Here is a 20,646-nt window from a genome sequence, read left to right on the forward strand (position 1 = left end):
GCGCGGCGGTCCCTCCGACATGGGATTCACCGAGGCGCTCGAGCCCGAGGCCGAGCCGATCTGGGAGGCCATCCACGAGCACCCGATGGTGCAGGGGATCGGCGACGGATCGCTCGACGAGGCGCCGTTTCGCCACTGGGTAAAGCAGGACTACGTCTACCTGATCGAGTACAACCGCGTCTTCGCCTACGGTGCGGCCAGAGCGTCGTCGCTGGATCGGATCGGAACCTTCGCCGAACTGCTCTCGGAGACGGTCTCGACCGAGATGGATCTCCACCGCTCGTACGCCGCGGAGTTCGGAATCAGCGAGACGGAACTCGAGGAAACCGAGCCGTCGCCGACGACGCGGGCCTACACCGACTTCCTCGTCCGGACGGCGGCGACCGAGGAGTTCGGCGAACTGGTCGCCGCGCTGCTGCCGTGCATGTGGGGGTTCAACGAGACCGGAAAGCGGCTCGCGAGCGAGGGCCTGCCCGACCACGAGGGCTACGCCGAGTGGATCGAGATGTACTCGAGCGCGGAGTTCACCGAACTCGCGGACTGGTGTAAGGGGCTGATGGACGAGGTCGCCGCCGACGCGAGCGAGGCTCGAAGGGAGCGCTACCGCGAGACGTTCGTGACCTCCGCGCGCTACGAGTACCTCTTCTGGGACGCCGCCTGGAACGAGGAGGGGTGGCCGGTATGAGCGGCAACGATAACGACGCCCCCGCGTCGTTCGACGCGTACGCGGCCGGGCGCGAGGAGCCGCGTTTCACCGACTGGCTTTGCGAGCGCGCGGAGCCCGACTGGACGGACGCGACGACCCACGCGTTCGTCGAGGAGCTCGGCGCTGGCACGCTCGCCGACGAGGCGTTCGCTCGATATCTCGTCCAGGACTACGCGTTCGTCGAGACGCTGGTCTCGCTCGTCGGCTACGGCGTCGGTCAGGCACCGACGATGGAGGCGAAGGCCGAACTCGCGGCGTTCCTCGGCGCGATCACCACCGACGAGGACGACTACTTCCGTCGATCGTTCGAGGCGCTCTCGGTTCCGGAGTCCGTCTGGGTCGACCCCGAGATGAACGAGACGACCGCCGCGTTTCGCGACCTGCTCTTGCGTGCGGCTCACGAGGGCGGCTACACCGAGACGCTCGCGGTGCTCGTCCCCGTCGAGTGGATCTACCTCGAGTGGGCGACGGCGACCGACGACCATCCCGAGGCGTTCTACCTCGCCGAGTGGATCGAACTTCACGCGACGCCGGCGTTCGAATCGACCGTCGGCTGGCTGCGCTCCGAACTCGACGAGCGTGGTCCCGCGCTTTCCGAGGATCGTCAGAGGGGAATCGAACGGCTGTTTCGACGCGCGGTGGCGCTCGAGGTCGCGTTCTTCGACGCGGTCTACTGATCCGATCGAGCTACTCGATCAGGGGGAGCACGACCGCGAAGACGATCGGCGAACACAACGCGAGGAGGATGCCGCCGCCCTCCATGAGGGCGAACAGCGTCTGCTCCCAGGCGGGGAGGGGACCGATCACCGAAGGGCCGACCACGTGGCCGAGGATGCCGAGTACGAAGATCGCCACTCCGGCAACGAAGCCGCCGCGGGCGTACCGGGTGTTGTCGATCCGGGACCGTTCCATGTCGAACGGTGGTCCAGTCGTGATAAAAAGTCCTGTGGCCTGACGTCGACGTTACTCCGGGCCTTCGATCGGCGGAACGACACCGCGGTTCCTGGGACGCGCTCGCCGCGTGACGTAGCAACGCACTTACGCGCGCCGCAGCTACTCCACCCATGTTCGGGGTCGTCACGCGCAACGCCGAGGAGTGCTCCTGGCCCGAGTTCGATCTGGCGTTCTACGAGTACAAGCAGGTCAGCGGTCGGGCGACCGAGCCGATCCCCGACGCGATCAACATGATCTCGTGTTTCGGCGACAACGCCGCCGCGGAGTCCTCGCCCGAGCTCGTCCCCGTCAACGAGGCGGGCGAGCGTGCCACCCGCGAGCGTCCCTACTTCGACTGGGCGTACGTCTGTCCGACCCACGAGGGCTACCGCGAGGGGCTGCTGGAGATGGTGAGCGAGGCCGCCGAGGCCAACGAGGACGTCCGTCTCGACGACGTCGGCTTCCCCCGCCAGGGCTACTGTTTCTGTGAGCGCTGCAACCGGCTGTTCGACGAGAGCGAGTTCGAGGATCGCCTCGAGTGGCGCGCCTCGGTGATCACCGAGTTCGTCGCCGAGGCCGCCGATCGGATCCCCGGTCGGACGTATCTCACGCTGTATCCCGACCCGTACCCGGGTCACCTCTACGAGCGCGCCGGTCTCTCGATCGACGAACTCGAGGAGCACGTCGACGAGTTCGTGATCCCGCTGTACGACATGGCCTACTCCACGACCTACTGGCTCGAGACCATCGCGAGCGGCTTCGAGAGCGCGCTCTCTCGACCCTTCAGTATCGAGCTCTACACGGTCGACGTCGACGTGGACAAGCTGATCCACGCGACGGAGGTCGCAGACGCTTACGCGAAGGACGTGCTGTTCGGTTACGACGCGGCCCAGGCACAGGCGATGCTCAGACGGATGCGCGCCGACACCCGCGAGGGGAGGAGCTACGGTCCCGACTCGTGATCAGAGCGTTCGATCCCGCCACGCGAGTAGCTGGTCGCGGTCGCGGGTGTCCGGCGGTAGCTCCGCGAACCAGCGCGCCGCCGAGATCTCCCCGTCGGGGTCGTTGACGACGGGATCGGTCGTCTCCGCGCGCGCGGCGAAGACCGGCAGCACGCCCCAGGTCTCGTGTTCGTCGCAGACGATCGTGACCCGCGTGAGAACGGCGAGCCCCTCGTAGCTCGCCTCGACGCCCGCCTCCTCGTGGAGTTCGCGCTCGGCGGCCTCGCGGAACCCCTCTCCCGACTGAAGCCCCCCGCCGGGGAGCACCCACATGTCGACGCCCTCGTGGCGCGCCAACAGGAGCTCGCCGTTCGGTCGGTAGACGATCGTGTGCGCACCGTACGGCGCGCCGAACCGACGGATTCGATCCGAGAGGGTTCGAAACCGGGGCCGGGAGACGCCGCGGCGGCGTTCGAACTCGAGCGGCGTCTCGTACCGTTGGTCGAGCCGGTGATACGCCTGTTCGGCGCGCTGGCTCGCCTCGGTCGCCTGGTACCAGAGGTCGTCGAACGTGGTCATTCAACCACTCACCGGGATCGTCGCGAGGGCGGAGTCGTGCATATCGGAACCAGCGTTCACGGCGTCAATAACGCTTCGCCAGCATCCGCCGAACCACGGGGCTTTTAACCGATCGCGGGTTACGTCCCGCCATGAGCTACGAGGAGGACGACCGCGTCGTGCTGTCGGACGCACACAGCGACTACGACGGCCAGGAGGGACGAGTTACGCAGGTGATGGAGACGATGTTCGGCGACGCCACCTACACCGTCAGCTTCGAGGACGGCCAGGAGACCGGCATCCCGGAGGACGACCTCCAGCCTGCGGACGACGAAGAAGAGTAGCGCCGATGGCGAGCGTCCCGTTTCACTACGTCGACTTGCGCGCCTTCTGCTACGCGACGGAGGACGAGAAACGGGTCGAGGACGCGCTGCGAACCTACCTCCCGGAGGAGTTCCCGATCGAGCGAGCCGAGACCGAGGGGTACCACGGCGACCGCATCCTCGTCCTCTCGGCGCGGGTCGAGAACGCCGACGACGTCCGCCACGTGCTCTCGCGGCTCCGCGAGTCGGCGGACCTCGAACGGGTCGAGGCCGAACTCGACGACCGGGTGACCGAGAACTGCGAGCTGTTTCTCACGCTCGATAAGCAGGCGGCGTTCCACGGCGATGTCTCGCTGGGCGAGGGGATCACCCTCCGAGCGAAGGTCGAGGCCTACCCCGCGAAGAAGGCGGCGGCGCTCGAGAACGTCCGCGAGGCGCTGTAGTTCCCCGGACCGATCACCGTCCGACGAACGTATACGTATATCAGACCCCCGCGTGAGGAGTCGCGTATGTCGAACTCTGATACGACCGAACGCGGGCTGGTGAAGGCGCTCTCGCAACGCGATCTGCTCGTGCTCGCGTTCGGCGCGATGATCGGTTGGGGGTGGATCGTCCTCTCGGGCCAGTGGATCGACGACGGCGGACCGCTCGGCGCGATCGCGGCGTTCGTCGTCGGCGGCGTGCTCGTGGTCTTCGTCGCCGTCCTCTACGGCGAACTCGCCTCGGCGATGCCGTTCGTCGGCGGCGAACACGTCTACAGTCACCGGGCGCTCGGCGTGGCGGGGTCGTTCGTCTGTACGTGGGCGATCGCCTTCGGCTACGTCAGCGTCGCCGCCTTCGAGGCCGTGGCGCTGCCCTCCGCGCTCGCGTACGTGATCCCGGGGTTCAACGCAGTCGAACTCTGGTCGATCGCCGGCGACCCGGTCTACGCGACGTGGGTCGCCGTCGGCGTGCTCGGCGCCGCCGTGATGACGTATGTCAACTACATCGGCATCCGGCCGGCCGCCCAGCTACAGGCGATCGTCACCGTCGTCATCGCGCTGGCGGGCGTGGTGCTCGTGATCGGCGCGATCACCGGCGGCCAGCCCTCGTCCGACCCGCCGGTGGTCGCCGGGACGGCGGGGATCTTCGGGGTCGTCCTCGCGACGCCGTTCATGTTCGTCGGCTTCGACGTGATCCCCCAGGCCGCCGAGGAGGCCGACGTTCCCACGCGCGCGCTGGGAACGATCATCGTCGTCTCCGTCGTGCTCGCGACGCTCTTCTACATCACCGTCATCTGGGGATCGAGCCGTGCGCTTCCGGGCGCTCAGCTGGTCGAGAGCCCGTTGCCCGCGGCGGCGGCGATGGAGGCGCTCTACGACAGCGTGGCGATCGGCCGACTGATGGCGATCGCCGGGATCGCCGGCATCCTCACCAGCTGGAACGCCTTCGTCATCGGCGGCAGCCGAGCGATCTTCGCGATGGCGGACTCGGGAATGTTGCCCGCCTTCCTCGCGAGGACCCACCCCGAGTACAACACGCCTCACAACGCCATCGCCCTGATCGGCGTCTCATCGGCGCTCGCGCCGTTGTTCGGCGAGGGGATGCTCGGCTGGATCGTCAACGCCGGAGGACTGGGAATCGTCGTCGCGTGGCTGCTCGTCTGCGTCTCGTTTCTCGTCCTGCGCTACCGCGAGCCCGAAATGGAACGTCCCTTCCGGGTCCCCGCCGGCTACGCGACCGGCGCGATCGCGCTCGTGCTCTCGGCCCTCTTCGTCCTGCTCTATCTCCCCGGCGGTCCCTCCGCGCTCCTCTGGCCCTACGAGTGGCTCATGGTGCTGCTGTGGTCGCTTCTGGGGATCGGCCTCTTCGCCGTCTCGCGACGCGGACGCGCGCTCGTCGGCTGACGTGAATGCGAACGTTCGATCGAGCGGTCGCTGGTAGTGGCGACGCTCGTCCTCCACCTGATCTACGAGACGGTCCTCGGCGCAACGCTCGATAGCGACGTCGGAGTACCGCTCGTTACACCCGAAGTTAGCTCGAACTAACCGACGCGCGATGCTCGAGCCGTATCGAGCGAGCGCTCACCCCCGGAGTGGTCGTTCCCCTGTCGTCATCGCCTCACAGCTCCCCCGCGTACGGGATTCGATCGATCAGATCGCAGCCGTCGTCCCGGTGTACGTCGCGTTCCTCGTCGTGATGCCGCTGCTCGGGTGACTCGCGGCTGGACTCCTCCGGATGAACGTCGAGGAGAGCCGTGCACTCGTGTTCACGTCGGTCACCCGGAACTCGCTGGTCGTCCTGCCGCTGGCGCTCGCGCTGCCGGCAGGCTATCGGCTGGCACCGGCCGTCGTCGTGACACAGACGCTCGTCGAACTGACGGGGATGGTCGTTCTCACGCGGCTGGTACCGGCGTGGCTCCTTCCAGAGCCCCGAAACCGATCCCGATTCCCGACGTGGTAACGGACGATTGAGGCTCCATCCTCGTCGTTACGCCCGCTATACGCTAGCGACGAAGCTCGCATTCGCCGGGGACGTTTGAAGAAGGTGGCCTCACGAGCGCCGGGAGAGCGAAACGGTCACTCCAGGAGGACCTCCACCAGCGCCATCTCGTCGGAGGGGACCGCCTCCTCGAGCGTCGATCGTAGCTCCTCCCACGACTCGGGCCGGTAGCCCTCGATCCCGAAGCTCTCGGCGAGGGTGACGAAGTCGGGGTTCTGGAGCGTGGTCCCGAAGTGCTCGCTGAGGTGTTGCTCCTGTTTCTCGCTTATCAGCCCGTAGTCGTTGTCGTTGAACAGCAGGATCGTATAGCCCAGCCCGAGGCGCGTGGCCGTCTCGATCTCGGCGCCGTTCATCAGGAAGCCGCCGTCGCCGGTCGCCGCGACGACGTTCGACTCGCAGGCCAGATCCGCGGCCAGGCCACCCGGAACCGAGATCCCCATGCTCGCGAGCCCGTTCGAGATGATGCAGGTGTTGGGCTCGTAGGTCGGGAACGCCTGGGCGATCGCCATCTTGTGGCTGCCGACGTCCGAGAGCAGGACGTCCTCGTCGGCCATCACCTCGCGCAGGATCGGCAGCGTCCGGCGAACCGAGAACGGCTCGTCGGGCTCGGGCCGTGCGGTGACGTGGTCGATCACCCGGTCGTGGATCTCGGTACACCAGGTCTTCCCCGCACCCGGACTTACGGCCTCCTCGATCGCCTGCAGGCTCGCGGGAATGTCCGCGACGATCTCCTCCTCTGGGTTGTAGTGGCGATAGACCTCCGCGGGCTCGTGGTCGACGTGGATGATCGTCGTATCGAGGTCGGGGTTCCAGCCCGCGGGGTCGTGTTCGGCGATGTCGTAGCCCACGGCGAGCACGCAGTCGGCGCTCTCGATGGCCTCGCCCCCCTCGCCGTCGAGGCCCGAATCGAGCGTCAGAAGCGAGTAGGGCTCCCGGTCGGAGATCGCTCCCTTCCCCATGTAGGTTGCGACGACCGGGAGGCCCATTCGGTGGACGAGTTCGCGGAGCCGGTTCGCGCTCTCGGAGTCCCGACCCGGCCCGTCCTGGGCGCGCGTCCGGACCGCGCCGTTTCCCGCCAGCACGATCGGGCGCTCGGCGCGTTCGAGCAGGGTCGCCGCGCGCTCTACGGTGTCCGGGTCCGGATCCGGCCGACGAACCCGATCGCGCGTGGGCAGCGGGGTGTCGCTCGTCTCCTCGCTCGCGACGTCCTCGGGGAACTCAAGGTGGGTCGCGCCCGGCTTCTCGTGTTCGGCGAGCTTGAACGCCTTTCTGACCGACTCGGCGACGATCTCGGGCTCTCCGAGCTGGGTGTTCCACTTCACCACGGGTTCGAACATGTGGACGATGTCCAGCGCCTGGTGGCTCTCCTTGTGGAGCCGTTCGCGCCCCCCCTGACCGGTGATCGCCACCAGCGGGCTCTTATCGAGGTGTGCGTCGGCGACTCCGGTGAGGAGGTTCGTCGCGCCCGGACCCAGCGTACTGAGACAGACGCCCGCCTCGCCGGTCAGGCGGCCGTGGACGTCGGCCATGAACGCCGCGCCCTGTTCGTGGCGGGTCGGGACGAACTCGACGTTCGAGTCACGGATCGAGAAGAGCAGGTCCTCGAGCTCCTCGCCCGGTACGCCGAAGACGTACTCTACCCCTTCGGCCTCGAGACACTCGACCAGCAGGTCGGACGCTTTGGTCATGGAGGGTCGACGGCCGCGAGCACCATCACTGCACTGCCGGCGAGGAACGTCGGGCGTCCATCGAATAGATAGAAGTGCGGGCCCCGCGAACCGACGGCGTATGTACGATCGAGTGCTGGTTCCGACGGACGGAAGCGAGACGGTCGAGACGACGCTCGAACACGGGTTGCGGATCGCACGCGACAACGACGCCACCGTACACGCGCTGTACGTCATCGACGGTCGCGTCGTTCGCTCCGCCGACGGCGACGCCCGCGAGGAACTCGAGCAAACGCTCGAGTCCGAGGGTCGCGAAGCCGTCGACGCGGTCGAATCCCGTGCGCTGGAGGCCGACCTCGAGGTGGTCTCCGAGATCCGATACGGGACGCCACACAAGGAGATCCTCGACTACGCCGAGGAGTCCGGGATCGACCTGATCGCGATCGGCACCCACGGCAAGAGCCCGCGCGAGAAGCTGCTCACGATGGGGAGCGTCTCCGAACGCGTCGTCGACAACGCCCCCGTCCCGGTGCTCGTCGTCAGGGACGAGAACTGACCGGTCACTCGTAGCCGCGCTCAAGGGTGACCGTTATCTCGACGTCCTCGCCATCGACCGTGACCGGCTCCTCGACGTTCGTGTACTCCTGGCTCTCGACTTCGACGAGGTAGTCGCCGTTCTCGAGGTCGAAGCTGACGACCCCCTCGCGGTCGGGCACCGTCGCCTCCGCCCGCTGGATGAGCCCCTCCTCGGTCACGACCGACACCGACGCCTCGTGGGCCGGTTCGCCGTTGGTCTGCTCGAGATGGACGGTCAGCGTGTAGGTCTCGGGTTCCCCCTCGTCGACCTGGGCGGGCCCGCTCGGGACCACGCCCGAACAGCCCGCGAGCGAGAGCGCCGCGAGCGTCCCGGTCGCACGGAGCAGCCGCCGTCTGGACCCTCCGGATTCGCGTCCTTGCACGGTGGTCTCTCGGGGGGCGTCCCTCATTACTCCGTCGCGACCGAGTCGCGCTCGCCGGCCGCCTGCACCCACACCGTCTTCTGATTGACGAACTCCCGGATGCCGTGTCGGGAGAGCTCGCGGCCGTAGCCCGAGTTCTTCACGCCGCCGAAGGGCAGACGCGGGTCGGACTTGACCATCTCGTTGACGAAGACACAGCCCGCCTCGACCCGACGGGCGAGCCGGTCGCCACGGTCGAGGTCGTCGGTCCAGAGCGACGCGCCGAGCCCGTAGCGGGCGTCGTTCGCGAGCTCGATCGCCTCGTCCTCGTCCTCGACGCTGAAGACGGCTGCGACGGGACCGAACACCTCCTCTGCGGCCGCCGGCGAGTCGAGCGGCGGCTCGGCGAGCACGGTCGGCTGGTAGAAGGATCCCTCGCGGTCGGCCGGCTCGCCGCCGAGCTCCAACTGTGCACCCATCTCGACGCTCTCCTCGACCTGTTCGTGGAGATCCTCGACGAGGTCCTCGCGGGCCTGCGGGCCGACGTTCGTCTCCTCGTCCGCGGGGTCGCCCATCTGGAGGGCGTCCATCTCCTCCGTGAACTTCTCGAGGAACTCGTCGTAGACGCCCTCGTGGACGATGAACCGCTTCGCGGCGATGCAGGACTGCCCGGAGTTGATCGTCCGGGCCTGCACGCCGGTTTCGGCCGCGGCGTCGAGGTCGGCGTCGTCGAGGACGACGAACGGGTCGCTCCCGCCGAGTTCGAGCACGCTCTTCTTCACGTTGCTCCCGGCGGCCTCGCCGACGGCCCGTCCGGCACCCTCGCTCCCGGTCAGCGTGACCGCGGCGACGCGGTCGTCCGCGATGATCTCCTCGATGGCGTCCGAGCCCACCAGAAGCGAGGTGAACACGTCCTCGGGGTAGCCCGCCTCCTCGAACACCTCCTCGATGGCCTTCGCACAGCCCGGGACGTTCGAGGCGTGTTTGAGGACGCCCACGTTGCCCGCCGTCAGGTGGGGGGCGGCGAAGCGGAACACCTGCCAGAACGGGAAGTTCCACGGCATCACCGCGAGCACCGTCCCCATCGGCTCGTAGGAGACGAACGTCTCGGCCTCCGGCTCGCTCCCGAGGTGTTCGTCGGCGAGGAACTCGCCCGCGCGCTCGGCGTAGTACTCACAGACCCACGCACACTTCTGGATCTCCGCGTGGGACTGGCTGATGGGTTTGCCCATCTCGCGGGTCATCAGCTCGGCGTACTCGTCCTCGTTCTCGTACAGCACCTCCGCGGCGTTCGCGAGCAGCTCCTGGCGCTCGCTCATCGGCCGCTCGCTCCAGGACTCGAAGCGCTGGTCGGCGCGGTCGAGCGCGGCGTCGACCGCCTCGTCGCCGTGGTCGTCGTACGTTTCGATCGTCTCGCCGGTCGCAGGATTGATGCTTTCCATGGTTGCTCCGGTCGTCGTACGGCGCTCGGTGCTCGGGCTACGCGGGACACGTCCATAGTGGTTGGTGCTTGCACCCGCTCATCCGCGTCCGTGGTCGTGGTACTCGCCGAGAAACGTCCCGCAGTCCGGACAGTGGACGAGGACGAGCCGCGGTCGCTCGTGGCGGATCAGCTCCTCCGGTTCGAACTCGCCGTCACAGCGCTGGCAGGTAGTCACGCGTCGACGTTCGACGGCCGTCGTCGTAGTCGTTACTGGGGCCCTGCCACGATCCGTCGACCTACTCGATGTCGATGGTACGCCCGCCGGAGGCGGCGTCGCGCTTGGGGAGCGTGATCGTCAGCACGCCGTTTCTGTACGTCGCGGAGACCGACTCCTCCTCGACCGGTTCGGGCAGCCGGATCGATCGACGCATCGACTCGCTGCGGCGCTCGCTTCGGATGTAGGTCTCGTCCTCCTGCTCGGTCGACTCCTCGCGGTCGGCCTCGATGCTGAGGGTGTCGTCCGTGACGCGGACGCTGATCTCCTCCCGTTCGAAGCCGGGGGTGTCGGCCGTGACGACGTACTCGTCGTCCCGGTCGGCCAGGTCGATGCTCATGCGGCTCCCGCCCGCCATGCCGAAGACGTCCTGGTTGAGGCCGGACTGGTTCTCGAACTGCTGGCTGAACCGGTTGAACAGCTCCTCGATGTCGTCGAACGGGTTTCTACGTCCAGACATACGTGTCGGGGTACGAGCGCCCGACCCCTTAACCTTGGCCCGGAAACCGCCACGGGTATGGCGGGCCCGGCGGTACGGAGGGTATGTACGAGGCGGTCCACGCCCACCCTGATGGCCGATCGACCGTCGCCCGCTTCGCCCACGCCGCCCGCGAGTACGGCTTCGAGGGGATCGTCGTCCGCAACCACGGCGACGCCCGCGCCGAGTACGATCCCGAGCGGATCACGGAGCGCTACGGGATCGACGTCGTTCCGGGCATCGAGATCCGTGCGGAGGACCCCGAGCGGGCCAGCGGTTACCTCGGGAGCTACCGCGAGGAGCTCCCCGTGCTGGCGGTCCACGGCGGGACGAACGCGCTGAACCGCTTCGCGGTCGAACAGGAGCGCGTCGACGTGCTCGCCCACCCCACCCGCGGCGAGGGTGACTTCAACCACGTGCTCGCGAAGGCCGCCACGCGAAACGGCGTCCGCGTGGAGTTCGACCTCGATCCCGTCCTCCGTGCGGAGGGTGGACGCCGAGTGCAGGCGCTCTCGGACCTGCGGAAGCTTCGCGAGCTCGTCGGGAAGTACGACGTACCGTACGTCGTGAGCGCGGAGCCGACGAGCCACCTCCAGCTTCGAGCGCCACGCGAGCTGGTCGCAGTCGGGGAGCGGATCGGGTTCTCGGAGGTGCAGATCCGGAGCGGGCTCCGCGAGTGGGACCGGCTCGCCGAACGGAACCGCGAACGCCTCTCCGAGTCCTTCATTGAGCCGGGCGTCCGTAGGGGACGGTATGAAACGGACCGTTGAGGAACACGCGAGCCGGTTCGACGCACAAGCCGCGGAGTACGACGACAGCCAGGACAGCGAGGCCTACAGGGCGTGTGCGAACCTCGTGATCGAGCTCGCGGATCCGGGCCCCGACGACGTCGTGCTCGACATCGGTACGGGAACCGGTGCCATCGCGCTGGCGCTCGCGGACGACGCCAAGCGAGTCGTCGGCCGCGACATCAGCGAGGGGATGCTCGAAAAGGCGCGCGAGAAGGCCGCCACCGCGGGGATCGAGAACGGCGCCGAATCGACCGCCGATTCGGCTGGCTCCCGGACTGGCGGGTCCGGGACCGTCGAGTTCGGCGAGGGACGGTTTCGCGAGCCGAACTACGACGGCGAGGTAGATATCGTCGTCTCGAACTTCGCGATGCACCACCTCTCGGACGAGGAGAAGCGCGAGGCGATCGAGACCATTGCCGCCCTCGATCCTCGGAAGTTCGTCCTCGGGGACGTCATGTTCTTCGGTAAGCCGGACCCCGACGAACCGTTCTACAGCCCCGAGGTCGACGATCCCGCCACCGTCGGCACGCTAGTCGAGGCGTTCACCGAGGCGGGCTTGGCCGTCACCGGCGCGCGGCGCGTCCACGACCAGGTCGGCGTGCTGGTCGGCGAACGCCTCGAGTGAGGCGGGCTTGTGGAACCCCCATAGCTCGCCGACAACGGCGAACCTATCCGTCCCGGGGCCCGTTGCTTAGGCGTGAGGCATCTCCCGAAACACCTGCGTCCGAAGTGGCGCTACCTCGCGGTCGGGATCGAGAGCTGGCCCGACGCTCACCTCTCGCGTCGCGACTTCCAGCGCGAGCTCTGGTACGCGGGCCAGAACCTGCTCGGCGATCCCGGAAGCGCGGACGCCGACCTGCGGCTGTTCTCCTTCGACCACGAAGACGGCGTCGGCGAGGCGGTGGTCCGCACCCGCCGCGACACCGTCGAGGAGACGCGGGCGGTGCTCGCCTGCATCGACGAGGTCGACGGCCAGCCCGCCGGCGTGTTCGTTCGCGGCGTAGCCGGGACGGTACGCGCCTGTGAAGAAAACTATTTAGGACGCCGACCGGAAGTTTCGGGCGAGAATCGAGTCGTGTTCGAGAACGCAGAGCGGCCCGCCGTCGTCCGTGACGGCGCCGTCGACGTGCGGACCGACGATGCGTACACCGGCGCGACGGACCTCGATGTAACTACAGTGTGATATCATGCAGGGACAACAACAGCAGGCGTACGACCGCGGGATCACCATCTTCTCCCCGGACGGACGTCTCTATCAGGTCGAGTACGCCCGTGAAGCGGTAAAACGCGGCACGGCGAGCATCGGAATCCGGACCGCCGGCGGCGTCGTCCTGGCGGTCGACAAACGCATCCGATCGTCGCTGATGGAGCGCACCAGCGTCGAGAAGATCCACAAGGCCGACGACCACATCGGCATCGCGAGCGCGGGCCACGTCGCCGACGCCCGCCAGCTGATCGACTTCGCCCGCCGGAACGCCCAGGTCAACCGGCTTCGCTACGGCGAGCCGATCGGCATCGAGACGCTCACGAAGGACGTCACCGACCACATCCAGCAGTACACCCAGGTCGGCGGCGCACGACCCTTCGGGGTGGCGCTGATCATCGGCGGCATCGAGAACGGCGAACCCCGCCTCTACGAGACCGACCCCTCCGGCACGCCCTACGAGTGGAAGGCGCTCGCGGTCGGCGCCGACCGGAAGGAGATCGAGGACTACCTCGAGGACAACTACGACGAGGGAATGGACCTCGAAGGCGGCGTCGAGCTCGCGCTGCGCGCGCTTGCGGAGGCGAACGAGGGCGAGCTCCGACCCGAGAGCATCGGCATGGCGACGATCCCCACCGAGAGCGCGGAGTTCACCCCGATCGAGGACGACCAGCTCGACAGCTACCTCGCGGAGTTCGAACTGCTGGCCGACGAGGACGAGGACGAGGACGAGGACGCGGGAGACGAGTAGCGCCAGAAGCCCTTTTATCGCCCGACCGATATGGTCGGGTATGATTTCGCTTGACGAGGCGGTGACGGCGCGCCTGGAGTCACACGGCGCGCGGTTCGAGGTGCTCGTCGATCCCGACGCGGCACTCGCGATCAAACGCGACGAGTTCGACGGCGACCTTGAGGAGGTGATCGCCGCCGAGGACGTCTTCGAGGACGCCTCCCGCGGGGACCGTCCCGCCGAGAACGACCTCGAGAAGGTCTTCGACACGACGGACCCGATGGAGATCATCCCCGAGGTGATCAAGCGCGGGGAGATCCAGATCACCGCCGACCAGCGCCGCGAGATGCAGGAGCAGAAGCGCCGCCGGCTGATCAACCGGATCGCGCGCAACGCGGTCAACCCCCAGATGGACAACGCGCCCCACCCGCCGGATCGCATCGAGAACGCCCTCGAGGAGGCCGGCTTCCGAGTCGATCCGATGGAGCCGGTCGAGGCGCAGGTCGACGACGCGCTCGACGCCCTCAGACCGGTGATCCCCATCCGTTTCGACGAAGTGGTGGTCGCGGTGCAGCTACCCGCGGAGTACGCGGGCAGCGCACAGGCACAGATCCGTCAGTTCGGCGACCTGCAGGACGAGGAGTGGCAGAACGACGGCTCGTGGGTGGGCGTACTCGAGTTCCCCGCGGGGATGCAGAACGAGTTCTACGACCTGGTGAACGAGCACACCAGCGGCACCGGCGAGATCCGCATCGTCGAGGACGAGGACGACCTCGGCACGCGCTAGCCGCGCCGGCCAGCCCGCCGTTTCCGAGTACGGAGCCGGCCCGCCGGTCGGCTCGAAGGCCCGGACGGCGTCCCCGTCGACGACGTTACCCTCCGGCCGGGCGCGGGATTGAAGTCGACCGGGTGCGTATTCGCGCGTATGCGACAGCGAGGCGGCGAAACCGGACGAACCGAGGTGGAGCGCCGGCGCGGCTGACGTGGTCGGCATCGACATCAGCGGTCGCCACGAGGAGGCCGACGAGTACCTCATGGTAGCCGCCGCGGTCGCGGCGACGATCGACTCGAACCGGCTTCGGGACGTCGGAGGGATGGGCTTTGCGACGGCTCACGGCCAGCCCACCCTCGAGAACACGCTGTCGGTCTCGGTCGACGCGGTCTCGGCGCTGCCGATCGTGCCGCCCGGCCCGGTCGTCGCCGAGCGCGGCGAGTTCTACGAGGAGCCCGCGATCGGAATCGATCCCGCCTTCGAGTCCGGCTTCAAGTACGTCGAGAGCATCGCCGAGCGAAAGACCGTCGAGGTCGCCCACCACGCCGCCTACGCAGCCAGAGAACTCCTGTTATGAGAACGATCATCGCGAAACGAGTGGACGACGGGGTCGCCGACACGGAGGAGATCCGTGATCTGGTCCGTGCGGCCGGCTACACCGTCGTCGACGAGGTCACACAGACACGAACCGAGGACGCCGCCTACCACTTCGGAGAGGGGAAGGTGGAGGAGTTGGCGGACCGCGTCGCCCGAACCGACGCCGAGGCGGTCGTCTTCGACAACCGCCTGGGCCCCTACCAGATCTACAACATCGGAACCAAACTCCCCGAGGACGTCGAGGTGATCGACCGATTCACGCTGATCCTCGACATCTTCGGCCAGCGCGCCCAGACAAAGAAGGCACAGCTCCAGGTCGAGCTCGCCGAGCTTCGCTACGAGTTGCCACGAGTCGACGCGAAGGTGAGCCTCGCGAAGCGCGAGGAGCACCCGGGATTCATGGGGCTCGGCGAGTACGACGAGTCGCGCGAGCGCGACATCAAGGCCCAGATCAGCCGTATCAAGGACGAGCTCGAGAGCATCGCCAAGACCGAGGAACACCGACGGGAGGAACGCCGCCAGTCGGGGTTCGATCTCGTCGCGCTCGCGGGCTACACCAACGCCGGCAAGTCGACGCTGCTCAGACAGCTGGCCGCCGATCTCGCGGTCGACGAGAACGAGGAACTCCACCCCGACCTCGACACCACCGCGGAGTCGCGCGACCGGCTGTTCACGACGCTCGGCACGACGACCCGCCGGGCCGACATGGAGCGCGACGTCCTGCTCACCGACACGGTGGGGTTCATCAGCGATCTTCCCCACTGGCTCGTCGAGTCGTTCCGCTCGACGCTCGACGAGGTCTATCGTGCGGATCTCGTCCTCCTCGTGGTGGACGCGAGCGAGCCGATCGAGCAGATCCGGGAGAAGCTCGTCACCTGTCACGATACGCTCTACGAGCGAAACGAGGCGCCGATCGTCACCGTCCTGAACAAGATCGACGCGATCGACGACGAGGAACTCGAGGAGAAGCGCGAGGCACTCTCGGCGCTCGCGCCGAACCCCGTCGCGGTCAGCGGTAAGGAGGGGCTGAACGTCGAGGCGCTGTTGGAACGGATCGCACGGGAGCTCCCGCCGCTCGAACGCGAGCGGCTGATGCTCCCGATGGTTGACGAGACGATGAGCCTCGTCTCGTGGCTCCACGACAACACCCGCGTCGACGAGGTGACCTACGACGAGGACCACGTGCTCGTCGAGTTCGCCGCCCGGCCGGACGTAGTCGAGCAGTCACGAGCGAAGGCGAGCGACCTGTCGGTGCCCGAATCCGCCTGAATCCGCTCCCCACGCATCGGGCCGTCGATTCGATCGTTCGGGCTGCAGGGGACCCCACAAGTACCGATCGTCGGCCCGTGATGGAAGCCATCTCCGACAACGGCGTGAGGCCCTCTCGACCCCACCTCGTACGTTCGTTCACCGTCTCGCGCATGCCGTTCGGCGGTTCCGACGACGATGGCCCCGGGTGTGCTATTCCAGTGGTCGCTTTCGTTTCTCGAGCACCCGGACGCCGTCGATGTGCGTTCCGGGATACTGACCTTCCCCGTCCTTCTCCGCCGCCTTCACCATGTCCCAGACGACGTTCAGCCCCGTCGTCACGCCCTCCAGGGCCTCCATCTCGCAGCCGGTCTTGCCGGTCGTCTCGACGGCCACCTCGAGGCGGACCCGATCATCGCTTACCTCGAACTCGGTGTCGACGTTCGTGATCGGAATCTGGTGACACATCGGGATCGTCTCCCAGGTGTGTTTCACGGCCTGAATCGCGCCCACGCGGGCGGTCGCGAGCACGTCACCCTTCTCGACGTCGTTCTCGCGGATCGCGGCGATCGTCCCCTCACTCAGGTGAAGCTCGCCGGCAGCGACCGCCCGACGGGCCGTATCGGGTTTGTCGCCCACGTCGACCATGCGGGCCTCGCCCGACTCGTCGACATGGGTGAGGTCGCGCTCGTCGCTCATCGTTCCCCCCAGATCGCCCGCGGGAGGACGTCGAGCAGGTCAGACGCCAGCAGTCCGCCCTCGCGGTCGTCGATCAGCTCGGCCGCCCGCCCGTTGGCGTAGGAGGCCGCTACGGCGGCGTCGAACGGGTCGTTCTCCTTCGCGAACGCGGCGGTGATCCCCGCGAGGGTGTCGCCGGTGCCGCCGACGGCCATCCCGGGGGTGCCCGCCGTCGAGATCCGGGTGCGCTCGCCGTCGGAGACGACGTCCGCCTCCGCCTTCGCCATCACGACGTGGCCGAGATCGGCGGCGAACTCGCGAATCTCCTCCGCGCCTTCCTCCAGATCGTCGAGCTCGGGCCCGCCCATCCCCGCCAGTTCCCGCTTGTTGGGCGTACAGACCAGCGTCGCGTCGGTCTCGACCTCGGGGACCACCGAGAGGGCGTCGGCGTCGACCACCATCGGCCCCTCGAACTCCTCGAGGAAGACCCGTGCGGCCTCGAGGGTCTCGTCGGCAGTACCCAGACCGGGGCCGAGGACGACGACGTCCTCGTAGTCGGTCGCCGTCTCGATCAGGTCGTCGACCTCGTCGACGGTGAGCCGATCGCTCTCGTAGTCCTGGACGATGAGGTCCTCGGCGTAGCCCGCGAGCACGTCCTTGATCGAGGCCGGACAGGCGACGAACGAGAGCTCCGCACCCGAGCGCAGCGCCGCCTGCGCGGAGAGCGCCGGCGCGCCGGTGTAGGGTCCGCCGCCGACGACGAACACGCGGATCTCGTCGGCGTCGGGTTCGGACGCGCCCAGCGCGAGGTCGCCCGGCCCGGCGTAGCGTTCCGCAGCGGCGGGAATGCCGATGTCCGCGACCGTCACTTCGAGGTCGAGGTCGGCGAGTCCCGGTTTGGTGTCGTGGAAGGTGACGACGCGGTCGGCCTCGACGGCGCTCTCCGGGACGTCGCCGGTGTCGGCATCCACCCCGGAGGGGACGTCCACCGAGACGACGGTCGCCTCGCTGTCGTTGATCGCGCCCGCGGCGGTCGCCTCGGGCTCGCGAAGCTCGCCGCTGATGCCGGTGCCGAGCATCCCGTCGACGATCACGTCGGGATCGGAGAGCGAGAACGCGGTCGAATCGGCCACCGTCTCGGGCTCGTAGCCTCCCTCGAGGAGCGCCTCCCAGTTCTCGCGGGCGATCTCGGTCGAGATCGATTCGGGCCTGCCCAGCAGGTGGACGGAGAGGTCGTACTCGTCGAGAAAGCGCGCGGCGACGAACGCGTCGCCGCCGTTGTTCCCCCGCCCGGCGACGATCGCCACCCGATCGCCCTCGTCCGCTTCCTCGCACACCGCGCGGGCGACGGCGTTGCCGCTCGACTCCATCAGCTGCTTTCGGGGGACGCCGAGCGCCTCGGCGTTTCGGTCGACCGCTCCCATCCGCTCGGTGGTGATCATGGGAGGCGGTTCGACCGGGCGGCCGTTGAAGATTGCGGACGACGTTTTCATTCCGCCACGGCCCATAGATCCCGCGTGAACGTCTTCTGGCTCGACGAGGACCCTCGTCTCGCCGCCCGGTATCACTGCGACCAGCACGTGAACAAGATGCTGCTCGAGGCGGCCCAGGTGCTCTGTACGGCGGCCCGCGAGAACGGCTACGAGGCGGACTTCCTCTACCGGGCGACCCACGTCGATCACCCGGTGACACGGTGGGCTACGGAGTCGCGGGCGAACTGGCTCCGGCTCCGCGAGCACGCGAAGGCGCTCAACGCGGAGTTCGTCGAACGCTACGGGAAGGACGCGGATCACGCGAGCTGGACGGTGATCGAGCGAATCGACCCCGATCGGATCGCGTTCCCCGCGGCGGAGCCGACGCCCCGCCCGCAGGCGATGCCCGAGCGCTACCGGCGATCCGACGATCCGGTGGCCGCCTACCGGGCGTACTACGCGGGCGAGAAGGCCGAGTGGGCCGAGTGGAAGTACACCGACGAGCCGCCGTGGCTCGACGGGTTCCTCGAGTGACGTCGTCGCCCTCGATCAGCGCCTGATCTCGAAGCCGTCCTCGTCCTGGGGGTCGCCGAACTCGGCCTCGACGTCCTCGACCTCGGCCGCCGGCGAGCCCTCGTGACACCACTCTACCATCGATTCGACTGCCTCTCGAGGCCCTTCGAAGACGGCCTCGACGCGGCCGTCCTCGAGGTTGCGAACCCAGCCGTCGACGCCGCGTTCGCGGGCGGCGTCGCGGGTGCTCGCGCGGTAGTAGACACCCTGTACCCGTCCGGTCACGAACGCGTGTGCGCGGGTTCGATCGCCAGCGTCGCTCATAGGCGGACGTTCTCGGGCCGGATCAAAAAACGCTGGTGCCGCCGTGCTCGGCGTCCGAAATTCAGGACCCCAACGCGCTGATCCGGCGCTTGATGCCGCTCATCCACTTCGTCAGATCCTCGGAGAGGCTGTCGGCGACCGTGAGATACCACGGCGTCCGCCAGTAGAACGACTCGATCTCGAAGGGAATTCCGTCGGGGTACCGCTCGCTCTCGTAGTTTCGCAGCAGTCGGCGGGTCATCCGCACGCCCTCCTCCGGATCGCACGCGACCGCCCGGTAGTGTTTGATCGGATGGGTGAGCCAGGAGTACTCCCAGTGGGCGTACACCTCGACGCTCTCGTCGACGTTGTGGAGGATCACGTGAAGCTGCCAGTCGGCGAGCGGCGACTCCCGGAGCGCCCACGAGCCGTTCGAAACGTTGCCGTCGACGCGCACCTTCAACGAGGAGACCAGGTTGCGCTGAAACCCCGCCGCCGCGAGGACGTCCTCGAACTCGTCCTCGGTCAGGTGGACCGTTCCGACGTACTCCTCCTCGGTGTTGCTGGTCATCGCGTAGCCGCCGAACGCCCAGCCGAACAGCCGATGGATCGGTGGCTTGACCCTCCGACGGGACGCGTTGTAGATGTCCTGTGACTGGCCCATTGGGGGCTTCAGGCATCCCACGCGTATATCAGTTGTAGTCCGCTGATTTGGTTCGGCTCAGGCCGAGGCCGCGCCCGCCCGCAGGTGGTGTAAGACATATTCTGGTAGTTCGTAATCAACGGCGTCTCGTAGAACGCCCGGAATACGGTACGTCGGGCAAAACGTCCAATGGGTGAGAGATGGTACGTCCACGTCGGAGAGAACGTTAGCTCGGTACTCACGCGATTCGCCGCGGTGATGGCGAACCTACTGGTGGTATCGCTGATGTGGGACGAGCACTACGCGATTCCCTGTACGCTCGGTTCGGCCCTCGTCGTCTTCGGGGTCGGAGAGGCGTTGATGTGGCGGTGTAACACCGCCGGGGAGCTCTCTCGAGCGGGGGTCTTCACGTCCGCAGCGGTCGTCTGGTTCGTGACCGCGCTGGCGGGCATGCTTCCGTTTCTCACCATCGCCTGGACCGTCGCCATCGATCCCGCGGTCCTCACGATCCCGCCATCGGTCCGTGATGCGACGCTTCGCGCGTTTCGCTCGCCGGTCAACGCCTGGTTCGAGTCGATGAGCGCCATCACCGGCAGCGGCCTTGACCATGACCCGCTACGAAAGTGACCTTCCGGCGACGCTGCAGTGGTGGCGTTCGCTCATGCAGTGGCTCGGCGGGATCGGCGTGATCGTCCCGGTGATCACGTTCATCAACAAGTCCGGCGACAACACCCTCCAGCGCTACTACGACGAACGGACCCCGCTCGGGCAGTTCCAATCGGATACCGTCTCAAACTCTCCCCGACTGATGGTGTCGGTCTTCACCGGCGTTACCCTGCTGGCCATCGGCCTGCTGTGGATCGCGGGCATGCCACGGTTCGATACGCGATGCGAGAACCGCCGTCCGCGTTAGATCGTCGATCGGTCACCCATCCTGATCCGACCTCGGGGGGTTCTGACACCAGTAATACTC

At 67.6% G+C, this 20,646-nt stretch carries 28 protein-coding genes and 1 pseudogene; 18 read left to right on the forward strand and 11 right to left on the reverse strand.

What is annotated here, in order from left to right:
* The first annotated feature begins 19 nt into the window (after positions 1-19).
* Both tenA and V0Z78_RS09435 read left to right on the forward strand, forming a co-directional pair.
* Positions 20-685: a thiaminase II gene (gene tenA / locus V0Z78_RS09430; RefSeq protein WP_336344372.1), complete on the forward strand. Its 666-nt coding sequence runs from the start codon at positions 20-22 to the stop codon at positions 683-685.
* Positions 682-1,383, forward strand: a complete 702-nt coding sequence (locus V0Z78_RS09435) for a TenA family protein (protein WP_336344373.1) — start codon at positions 682-684, stop codon at positions 1,381-1,383. Before tenA ends, V0Z78_RS09435 begins: the two co-directional genes overlap by 4 nt.
* 10 nt (positions 1,384-1,393) lie before the next feature.
* Here V0Z78_RS09435 and V0Z78_RS09440 read toward each other — a convergent pair whose 3' ends face one another.
* Positions 1,394-1,618 carry a DUF7860 family protein gene (locus tag V0Z78_RS09440; protein WP_336344374.1) on the reverse strand — a complete coding sequence of 75 codons (225 nt, stop codon included), beginning with the start codon at positions 1,616-1,618 and terminating at the stop codon, positions 1,394-1,396.
* Positions 1,619-1,770: 152 nt separating this feature from the next.
* Here V0Z78_RS09440 and V0Z78_RS09445 point away from each other — a divergent pair, with 152 nt between their 5' ends.
* A complete protein-coding gene (locus tag V0Z78_RS09445; RefSeq protein ID WP_336344375.1) occupies positions 1,771-2,601 on the forward strand; it encodes a hypothetical protein in 831 nt (276 codons plus the stop codon).
* On the opposite strand, the gene V0Z78_RS09450 is transcribed toward V0Z78_RS09445, so the two are convergent.
* On the reverse strand, positions 2,602-3,159 hold the full coding sequence (locus V0Z78_RS09450; RefSeq protein ID WP_336344376.1) for an NUDIX hydrolase: 558 nt from the start codon (positions 3,157-3,159) through the stop codon (positions 2,602-2,604). It abuts the gene before it with no gap.
* Positions 3,160-3,290: 131 nt separating this feature from the next.
* Here V0Z78_RS09450 and V0Z78_RS09455 point away from each other — a divergent pair, with 131 nt between their 5' ends.
* The 4 genes and pseudogenes from V0Z78_RS09455 to V0Z78_RS19040 all read left to right on the forward strand — a co-directional run.
* Positions 3,291-3,482, forward strand: coding sequence for a DUF1918 domain-containing protein (locus V0Z78_RS09455; protein ID WP_336344377.1), 192 nt, complete (start codon positions 3,291-3,293; stop codon positions 3,480-3,482).
* A gap of 5 nt (positions 3,483-3,487) precedes the next feature.
* Entirely contained in the window at positions 3,488-3,904 is a 417-nt protein-coding gene (locus V0Z78_RS09460) for an RNA-binding protein (protein WP_336344378.1), read from the forward strand.
* A gap of 66 nt (positions 3,905-3,970) precedes the next feature.
* A complete protein-coding gene (locus V0Z78_RS09465; RefSeq protein WP_336344379.1) occupies positions 3,971-5,347 on the forward strand; it encodes an APC family permease in 1,377 nt (458 codons plus the stop codon).
* Positions 5,348-5,549: 202 nt separating this feature from the next.
* Positions 5,550-5,914, forward strand: a pseudogene (locus V0Z78_RS19040) (arsenic resistance protein); the annotation flags it as partial.
* Between the two features lie 105 nt (positions 5,915-6,019).
* On the opposite strand, the gene V0Z78_RS09475 reads toward V0Z78_RS19040, so the two are convergent.
* On the reverse strand, positions 6,020-7,630 hold the full coding sequence (locus V0Z78_RS09475; protein ID WP_336344381.1) for an acetolactate synthase large subunit: 1,611 nt from the start codon (positions 7,628-7,630) through the stop codon (positions 6,020-6,022).
* Positions 7,631-7,730: 100 nt separating this feature from the next.
* Between V0Z78_RS09475 and V0Z78_RS09480 the strand changes: the two genes are divergently transcribed.
* Positions 7,731-8,165: a universal stress protein gene (locus V0Z78_RS09480; RefSeq protein ID WP_336344382.1), complete on the forward strand. Its 435-nt coding sequence runs from the start codon at positions 7,731-7,733 to the stop codon at positions 8,163-8,165.
* Between the two features lie 4 nt (positions 8,166-8,169).
* Here V0Z78_RS09480 and V0Z78_RS09485 read toward each other — a convergent pair whose 3' ends face one another.
* The 4 genes from V0Z78_RS09485 to V0Z78_RS09500 all read right to left on the reverse strand — a co-directional run bounded on the left by V0Z78_RS09485 (position 8,170) and on the right by V0Z78_RS09500 (position 10,704).
* The gene (locus V0Z78_RS09485) at positions 8,170-8,595 is read right to left on the reverse strand and encodes a PEGA domain-containing protein (RefSeq protein WP_336344383.1); all 426 of its coding nucleotides are present in this window, start codon (positions 8,593-8,595) and stop codon (positions 8,170-8,172) included.
* A complete protein-coding gene (locus V0Z78_RS09490) occupies positions 8,595-9,989 on the reverse strand; it encodes an NAD-dependent succinate-semialdehyde dehydrogenase (protein WP_336344384.1) in 1,395 nt (464 codons plus the stop codon). The genes V0Z78_RS09485 and V0Z78_RS09490 overlap by 1 nt, the downstream gene beginning before the upstream one ends.
* A 78-nt stretch (positions 9,990-10,067) precedes the next feature.
* A complete protein-coding gene (locus V0Z78_RS09495; RefSeq protein ID WP_336344385.1) occupies positions 10,068-10,205 on the reverse strand; it encodes a hypothetical protein in 138 nt (45 codons plus the stop codon).
* 61 nt (positions 10,206-10,266) lie between these two features.
* Positions 10,267-10,704 carry an Hsp20/alpha crystallin family protein gene (locus V0Z78_RS09500; protein ID WP_336344386.1) on the reverse strand — a complete coding sequence of 146 codons (438 nt, stop codon included), beginning with the start codon at positions 10,702-10,704 and terminating at the stop codon, positions 10,267-10,269.
* Positions 10,705-10,787: 83 nt separating this feature from the next.
* On the opposite strand from V0Z78_RS09500, the gene V0Z78_RS09505 reads away from it, so the two are divergent.
* The 7 genes from V0Z78_RS09505 to hflX all read left to right on the forward strand — a co-directional run bounded on the left by V0Z78_RS09505 (position 10,788) and on the right by hflX (position 16,085).
* Entirely contained in the window at positions 10,788-11,492 is a 705-nt protein-coding gene (locus tag V0Z78_RS09505) for an RNase P subunit p30 family protein (protein ID WP_336344387.1), read from the forward strand.
* The gene (locus tag V0Z78_RS09510) at positions 11,476-12,138 is read left to right on the forward strand and encodes a class I SAM-dependent methyltransferase (protein WP_336344388.1); all 663 of its coding nucleotides are present in this window, start codon (positions 11,476-11,478) and stop codon (positions 12,136-12,138) included. Before V0Z78_RS09505 ends, V0Z78_RS09510 begins: the two co-directional genes overlap by 17 nt.
* A 72-nt stretch (positions 12,139-12,210) precedes the next feature.
* Positions 12,211-12,696: an Rpp14/Pop5 family protein gene (locus V0Z78_RS09515; protein ID WP_336344389.1), complete on the forward strand. Its 486-nt coding sequence runs from the start codon at positions 12,211-12,213 to the stop codon at positions 12,694-12,696.
* A gap of 4 nt (positions 12,697-12,700) precedes the next feature.
* Positions 12,701-13,468: an archaeal proteasome endopeptidase complex subunit alpha gene (psmA, locus tag V0Z78_RS09520; protein ID WP_336344390.1), complete on the forward strand. Its 768-nt coding sequence runs from the start codon at positions 12,701-12,703 to the stop codon at positions 13,466-13,468.
* 40 nt (positions 13,469-13,508) lie between these two features.
* The gene (locus V0Z78_RS09525; protein WP_336344391.1) at positions 13,509-14,234 is read left to right on the forward strand and encodes a ribosome assembly factor SBDS; all 726 of its coding nucleotides are present in this window, start codon (positions 13,509-13,511) and stop codon (positions 14,232-14,234) included.
* A gap of 205 nt (positions 14,235-14,439) precedes the next feature.
* Positions 14,440-14,796, forward strand: coding sequence for a DUF2209 family protein (locus V0Z78_RS09530; protein ID WP_409338732.1), 357 nt, complete (start codon positions 14,440-14,442; stop codon positions 14,794-14,796).
* Entirely contained in the window at positions 14,793-16,085 is a 1,293-nt protein-coding gene (gene hflX / locus V0Z78_RS09535; RefSeq protein WP_336344393.1) for a GTPase HflX, read from the forward strand. Before V0Z78_RS09530 ends, hflX begins: the two co-directional genes overlap by 4 nt.
* Positions 16,086-16,277: 192 nt before the next feature.
* Here the strand turns inward: hflX and moaC are convergent, their stop codons facing one another.
* Both moaC and V0Z78_RS09545 read right to left on the reverse strand, forming a co-directional pair.
* Positions 16,278-16,763: a cyclic pyranopterin monophosphate synthase MoaC gene (gene moaC / locus V0Z78_RS09540; RefSeq protein ID WP_336344394.1), complete on the reverse strand. Its 486-nt coding sequence runs from the start codon at positions 16,761-16,763 to the stop codon at positions 16,278-16,280.
* A complete protein-coding gene (locus V0Z78_RS09545) occupies positions 16,760-18,184 on the reverse strand; it encodes an NAD(P)H-hydrate epimerase (protein ID WP_336344395.1) in 1,425 nt (474 codons plus the stop codon). Before V0Z78_RS09545 ends, moaC begins: the two co-directional genes overlap by 4 nt.
* Before the next feature lie 75 nt (positions 18,185-18,259).
* Here V0Z78_RS09545 and V0Z78_RS09550 point away from each other — a divergent pair, with 75 nt between their 5' ends.
* Entirely contained in the window at positions 18,260-18,748 is a 489-nt protein-coding gene (locus V0Z78_RS09550; RefSeq protein ID WP_336344396.1) for a hypothetical protein, read from the forward strand.
* 15 nt (positions 18,749-18,763) lie between these two features.
* Here the strand turns inward: V0Z78_RS09550 and V0Z78_RS09555 are convergent, their stop codons facing one another.
* Positions 18,764-19,051 (reverse strand): acylphosphatase, encoded by a 288-nt coding sequence (locus tag V0Z78_RS09555; RefSeq protein WP_336344397.1) that lies wholly within the window; start codon positions 19,049-19,051, stop codon positions 18,764-18,766.
* Between the two features lie 61 nt (positions 19,052-19,112).
* On the reverse strand, positions 19,113-19,694 hold the full coding sequence (locus tag V0Z78_RS09560; RefSeq protein WP_336344398.1) for a hypothetical protein: 582 nt from the start codon (positions 19,692-19,694) through the stop codon (positions 19,113-19,115).
* Positions 19,695-19,862: 168 nt separating this feature from the next.
* Here V0Z78_RS09560 and V0Z78_RS09565 point away from each other — a divergent pair, with 168 nt between their 5' ends.
* Together V0Z78_RS09565 and V0Z78_RS09570 are read left to right on the forward strand one after the other, a co-directional pair.
* The gene (locus V0Z78_RS09565; protein ID WP_336344399.1) at positions 19,863-20,300 is read left to right on the forward strand and encodes a hypothetical protein; all 438 of its coding nucleotides are present in this window, start codon (positions 19,863-19,865) and stop codon (positions 20,298-20,300) included.
* Entirely contained in the window at positions 20,281-20,586 is a 306-nt protein-coding gene (locus V0Z78_RS09570) for a hypothetical protein (protein WP_336344400.1), read from the forward strand. The genes V0Z78_RS09565 and V0Z78_RS09570 overlap by 20 nt, the downstream gene beginning before the upstream one ends.
* Positions 20,587-20,646: the final 60 nt, after the last annotated feature.

It is taken from the genome of Halalkalicoccus sp. CG83, from assembly GCF_037081715.1.
GTDB lineage: Archaea > Halobacteriota > Halobacteria > Halobacteriales > Halalkalicoccaceae > Halalkalicoccus > Halalkalicoccus ordinarius.

Coding starts and splice junctions, on each gene's coding strand:
- V0Z78_RS09510 (WP_336344388.1), top strand. CDS start 11,476: ATGAAACGGACCGTTGAGGAACACGCGAGCCGGTTCGACGCACAAGCC.
- V0Z78_RS09500 (WP_336344386.1), bottom strand. CDS start 10,704: ATGTCTGGACGTAGAAACCCGTTCGACGACATCGAGGAGCTGTTCAAC.
- V0Z78_RS09475 (WP_336344381.1), bottom strand. CDS start 7,630: ATGACCAAAGCGTCCGACCTGCTGGTCGAGTGTCTCGAGGCCGAAGGG.
- V0Z78_RS09435 (WP_336344373.1), top strand. CDS start 682: ATGAGCGGCAACGATAACGACGCCCCCGCGTCGTTCGACGCGTACGCG.
- V0Z78_RS09570 (WP_336344400.1), top strand. CDS start 20,281: ATGACCCGCTACGAAAGTGACCTTCCGGCGACGCTGCAGTGGTGGCGT.
- V0Z78_RS09555 (WP_336344397.1), bottom strand. CDS start 19,051: ATGAGCGACGCTGGCGATCGAACCCGCGCACACGCGTTCGTGACCGGA.
- V0Z78_RS09460 (WP_336344378.1), top strand. CDS start 3,488: ATGGCGAGCGTCCCGTTTCACTACGTCGACTTGCGCGCCTTCTGCTAC.
- V0Z78_RS09455 (WP_336344377.1), top strand. CDS start 3,291: ATGAGCTACGAGGAGGACGACCGCGTCGTGCTGTCGGACGCACACAGC.
- V0Z78_RS09565 (WP_336344399.1), top strand. CDS start 19,863: ATGGGTGAGAGATGGTACGTCCACGTCGGAGAGAACGTTAGCTCGGTA.
- hflX (WP_336344393.1), top strand. CDS start 14,793: ATGAGAACGATCATCGCGAAACGAGTGGACGACGGGGTCGCCGACACG.
- moaC (WP_336344394.1), bottom strand. CDS start 16,763: ATGAGCGACGAGCGCGACCTCACCCATGTCGACGAGTCGGGCGAGGCC.
- V0Z78_RS09465 (WP_336344379.1), top strand. CDS start 3,971: ATGTCGAACTCTGATACGACCGAACGCGGGCTGGTGAAGGCGCTCTCG.
- V0Z78_RS09485 (WP_336344383.1), bottom strand. CDS start 8,595: ATGAGGGACGCCCCCCGAGAGACCACCGTGCAAGGACGCGAATCCGGA.
- V0Z78_RS09505 (WP_336344387.1), top strand. CDS start 10,788: ATGTACGAGGCGGTCCACGCCCACCCTGATGGCCGATCGACCGTCGCC.
- V0Z78_RS09545 (WP_336344395.1), bottom strand. CDS start 18,184: ATGATCACCACCGAGCGGATGGGAGCGGTCGACCGAAACGCCGAGGCG.
- V0Z78_RS09525 (WP_336344391.1), top strand. CDS start 13,509: ATGATTTCGCTTGACGAGGCGGTGACGGCGCGCCTGGAGTCACACGGC.
- tenA (WP_336344372.1), top strand. CDS start 20: ATGGGATTCACCGAGGCGCTCGAGCCCGAGGCCGAGCCGATCTGGGAG.
- V0Z78_RS09445 (WP_336344375.1), top strand. CDS start 1,771: ATGTTCGGGGTCGTCACGCGCAACGCCGAGGAGTGCTCCTGGCCCGAG.
- V0Z78_RS09560 (WP_336344398.1), bottom strand. CDS start 19,694: ATGGGCCAGTCACAGGACATCTACAACGCGTCCCGTCGGAGGGTCAAG.
- V0Z78_RS09450 (WP_336344376.1), bottom strand. CDS start 3,159: ATGACCACGTTCGACGACCTCTGGTACCAGGCGACCGAGGCGAGCCAG.
- V0Z78_RS09440 (WP_336344374.1), bottom strand. CDS start 1,618: ATGGAACGGTCCCGGATCGACAACACCCGGTACGCCCGCGGCGGCTTC.
- V0Z78_RS09490 (WP_336344384.1), bottom strand. CDS start 9,989: ATGGAAAGCATCAATCCTGCGACCGGCGAGACGATCGAAACGTACGAC.
- psmA (WP_336344390.1), top strand. CDS start 12,701: ATGCAGGGACAACAACAGCAGGCGTACGACCGCGGGATCACCATCTTC.
- V0Z78_RS09480 (WP_336344382.1), top strand. CDS start 7,731: ATGTACGATCGAGTGCTGGTTCCGACGGACGGAAGCGAGACGGTCGAG.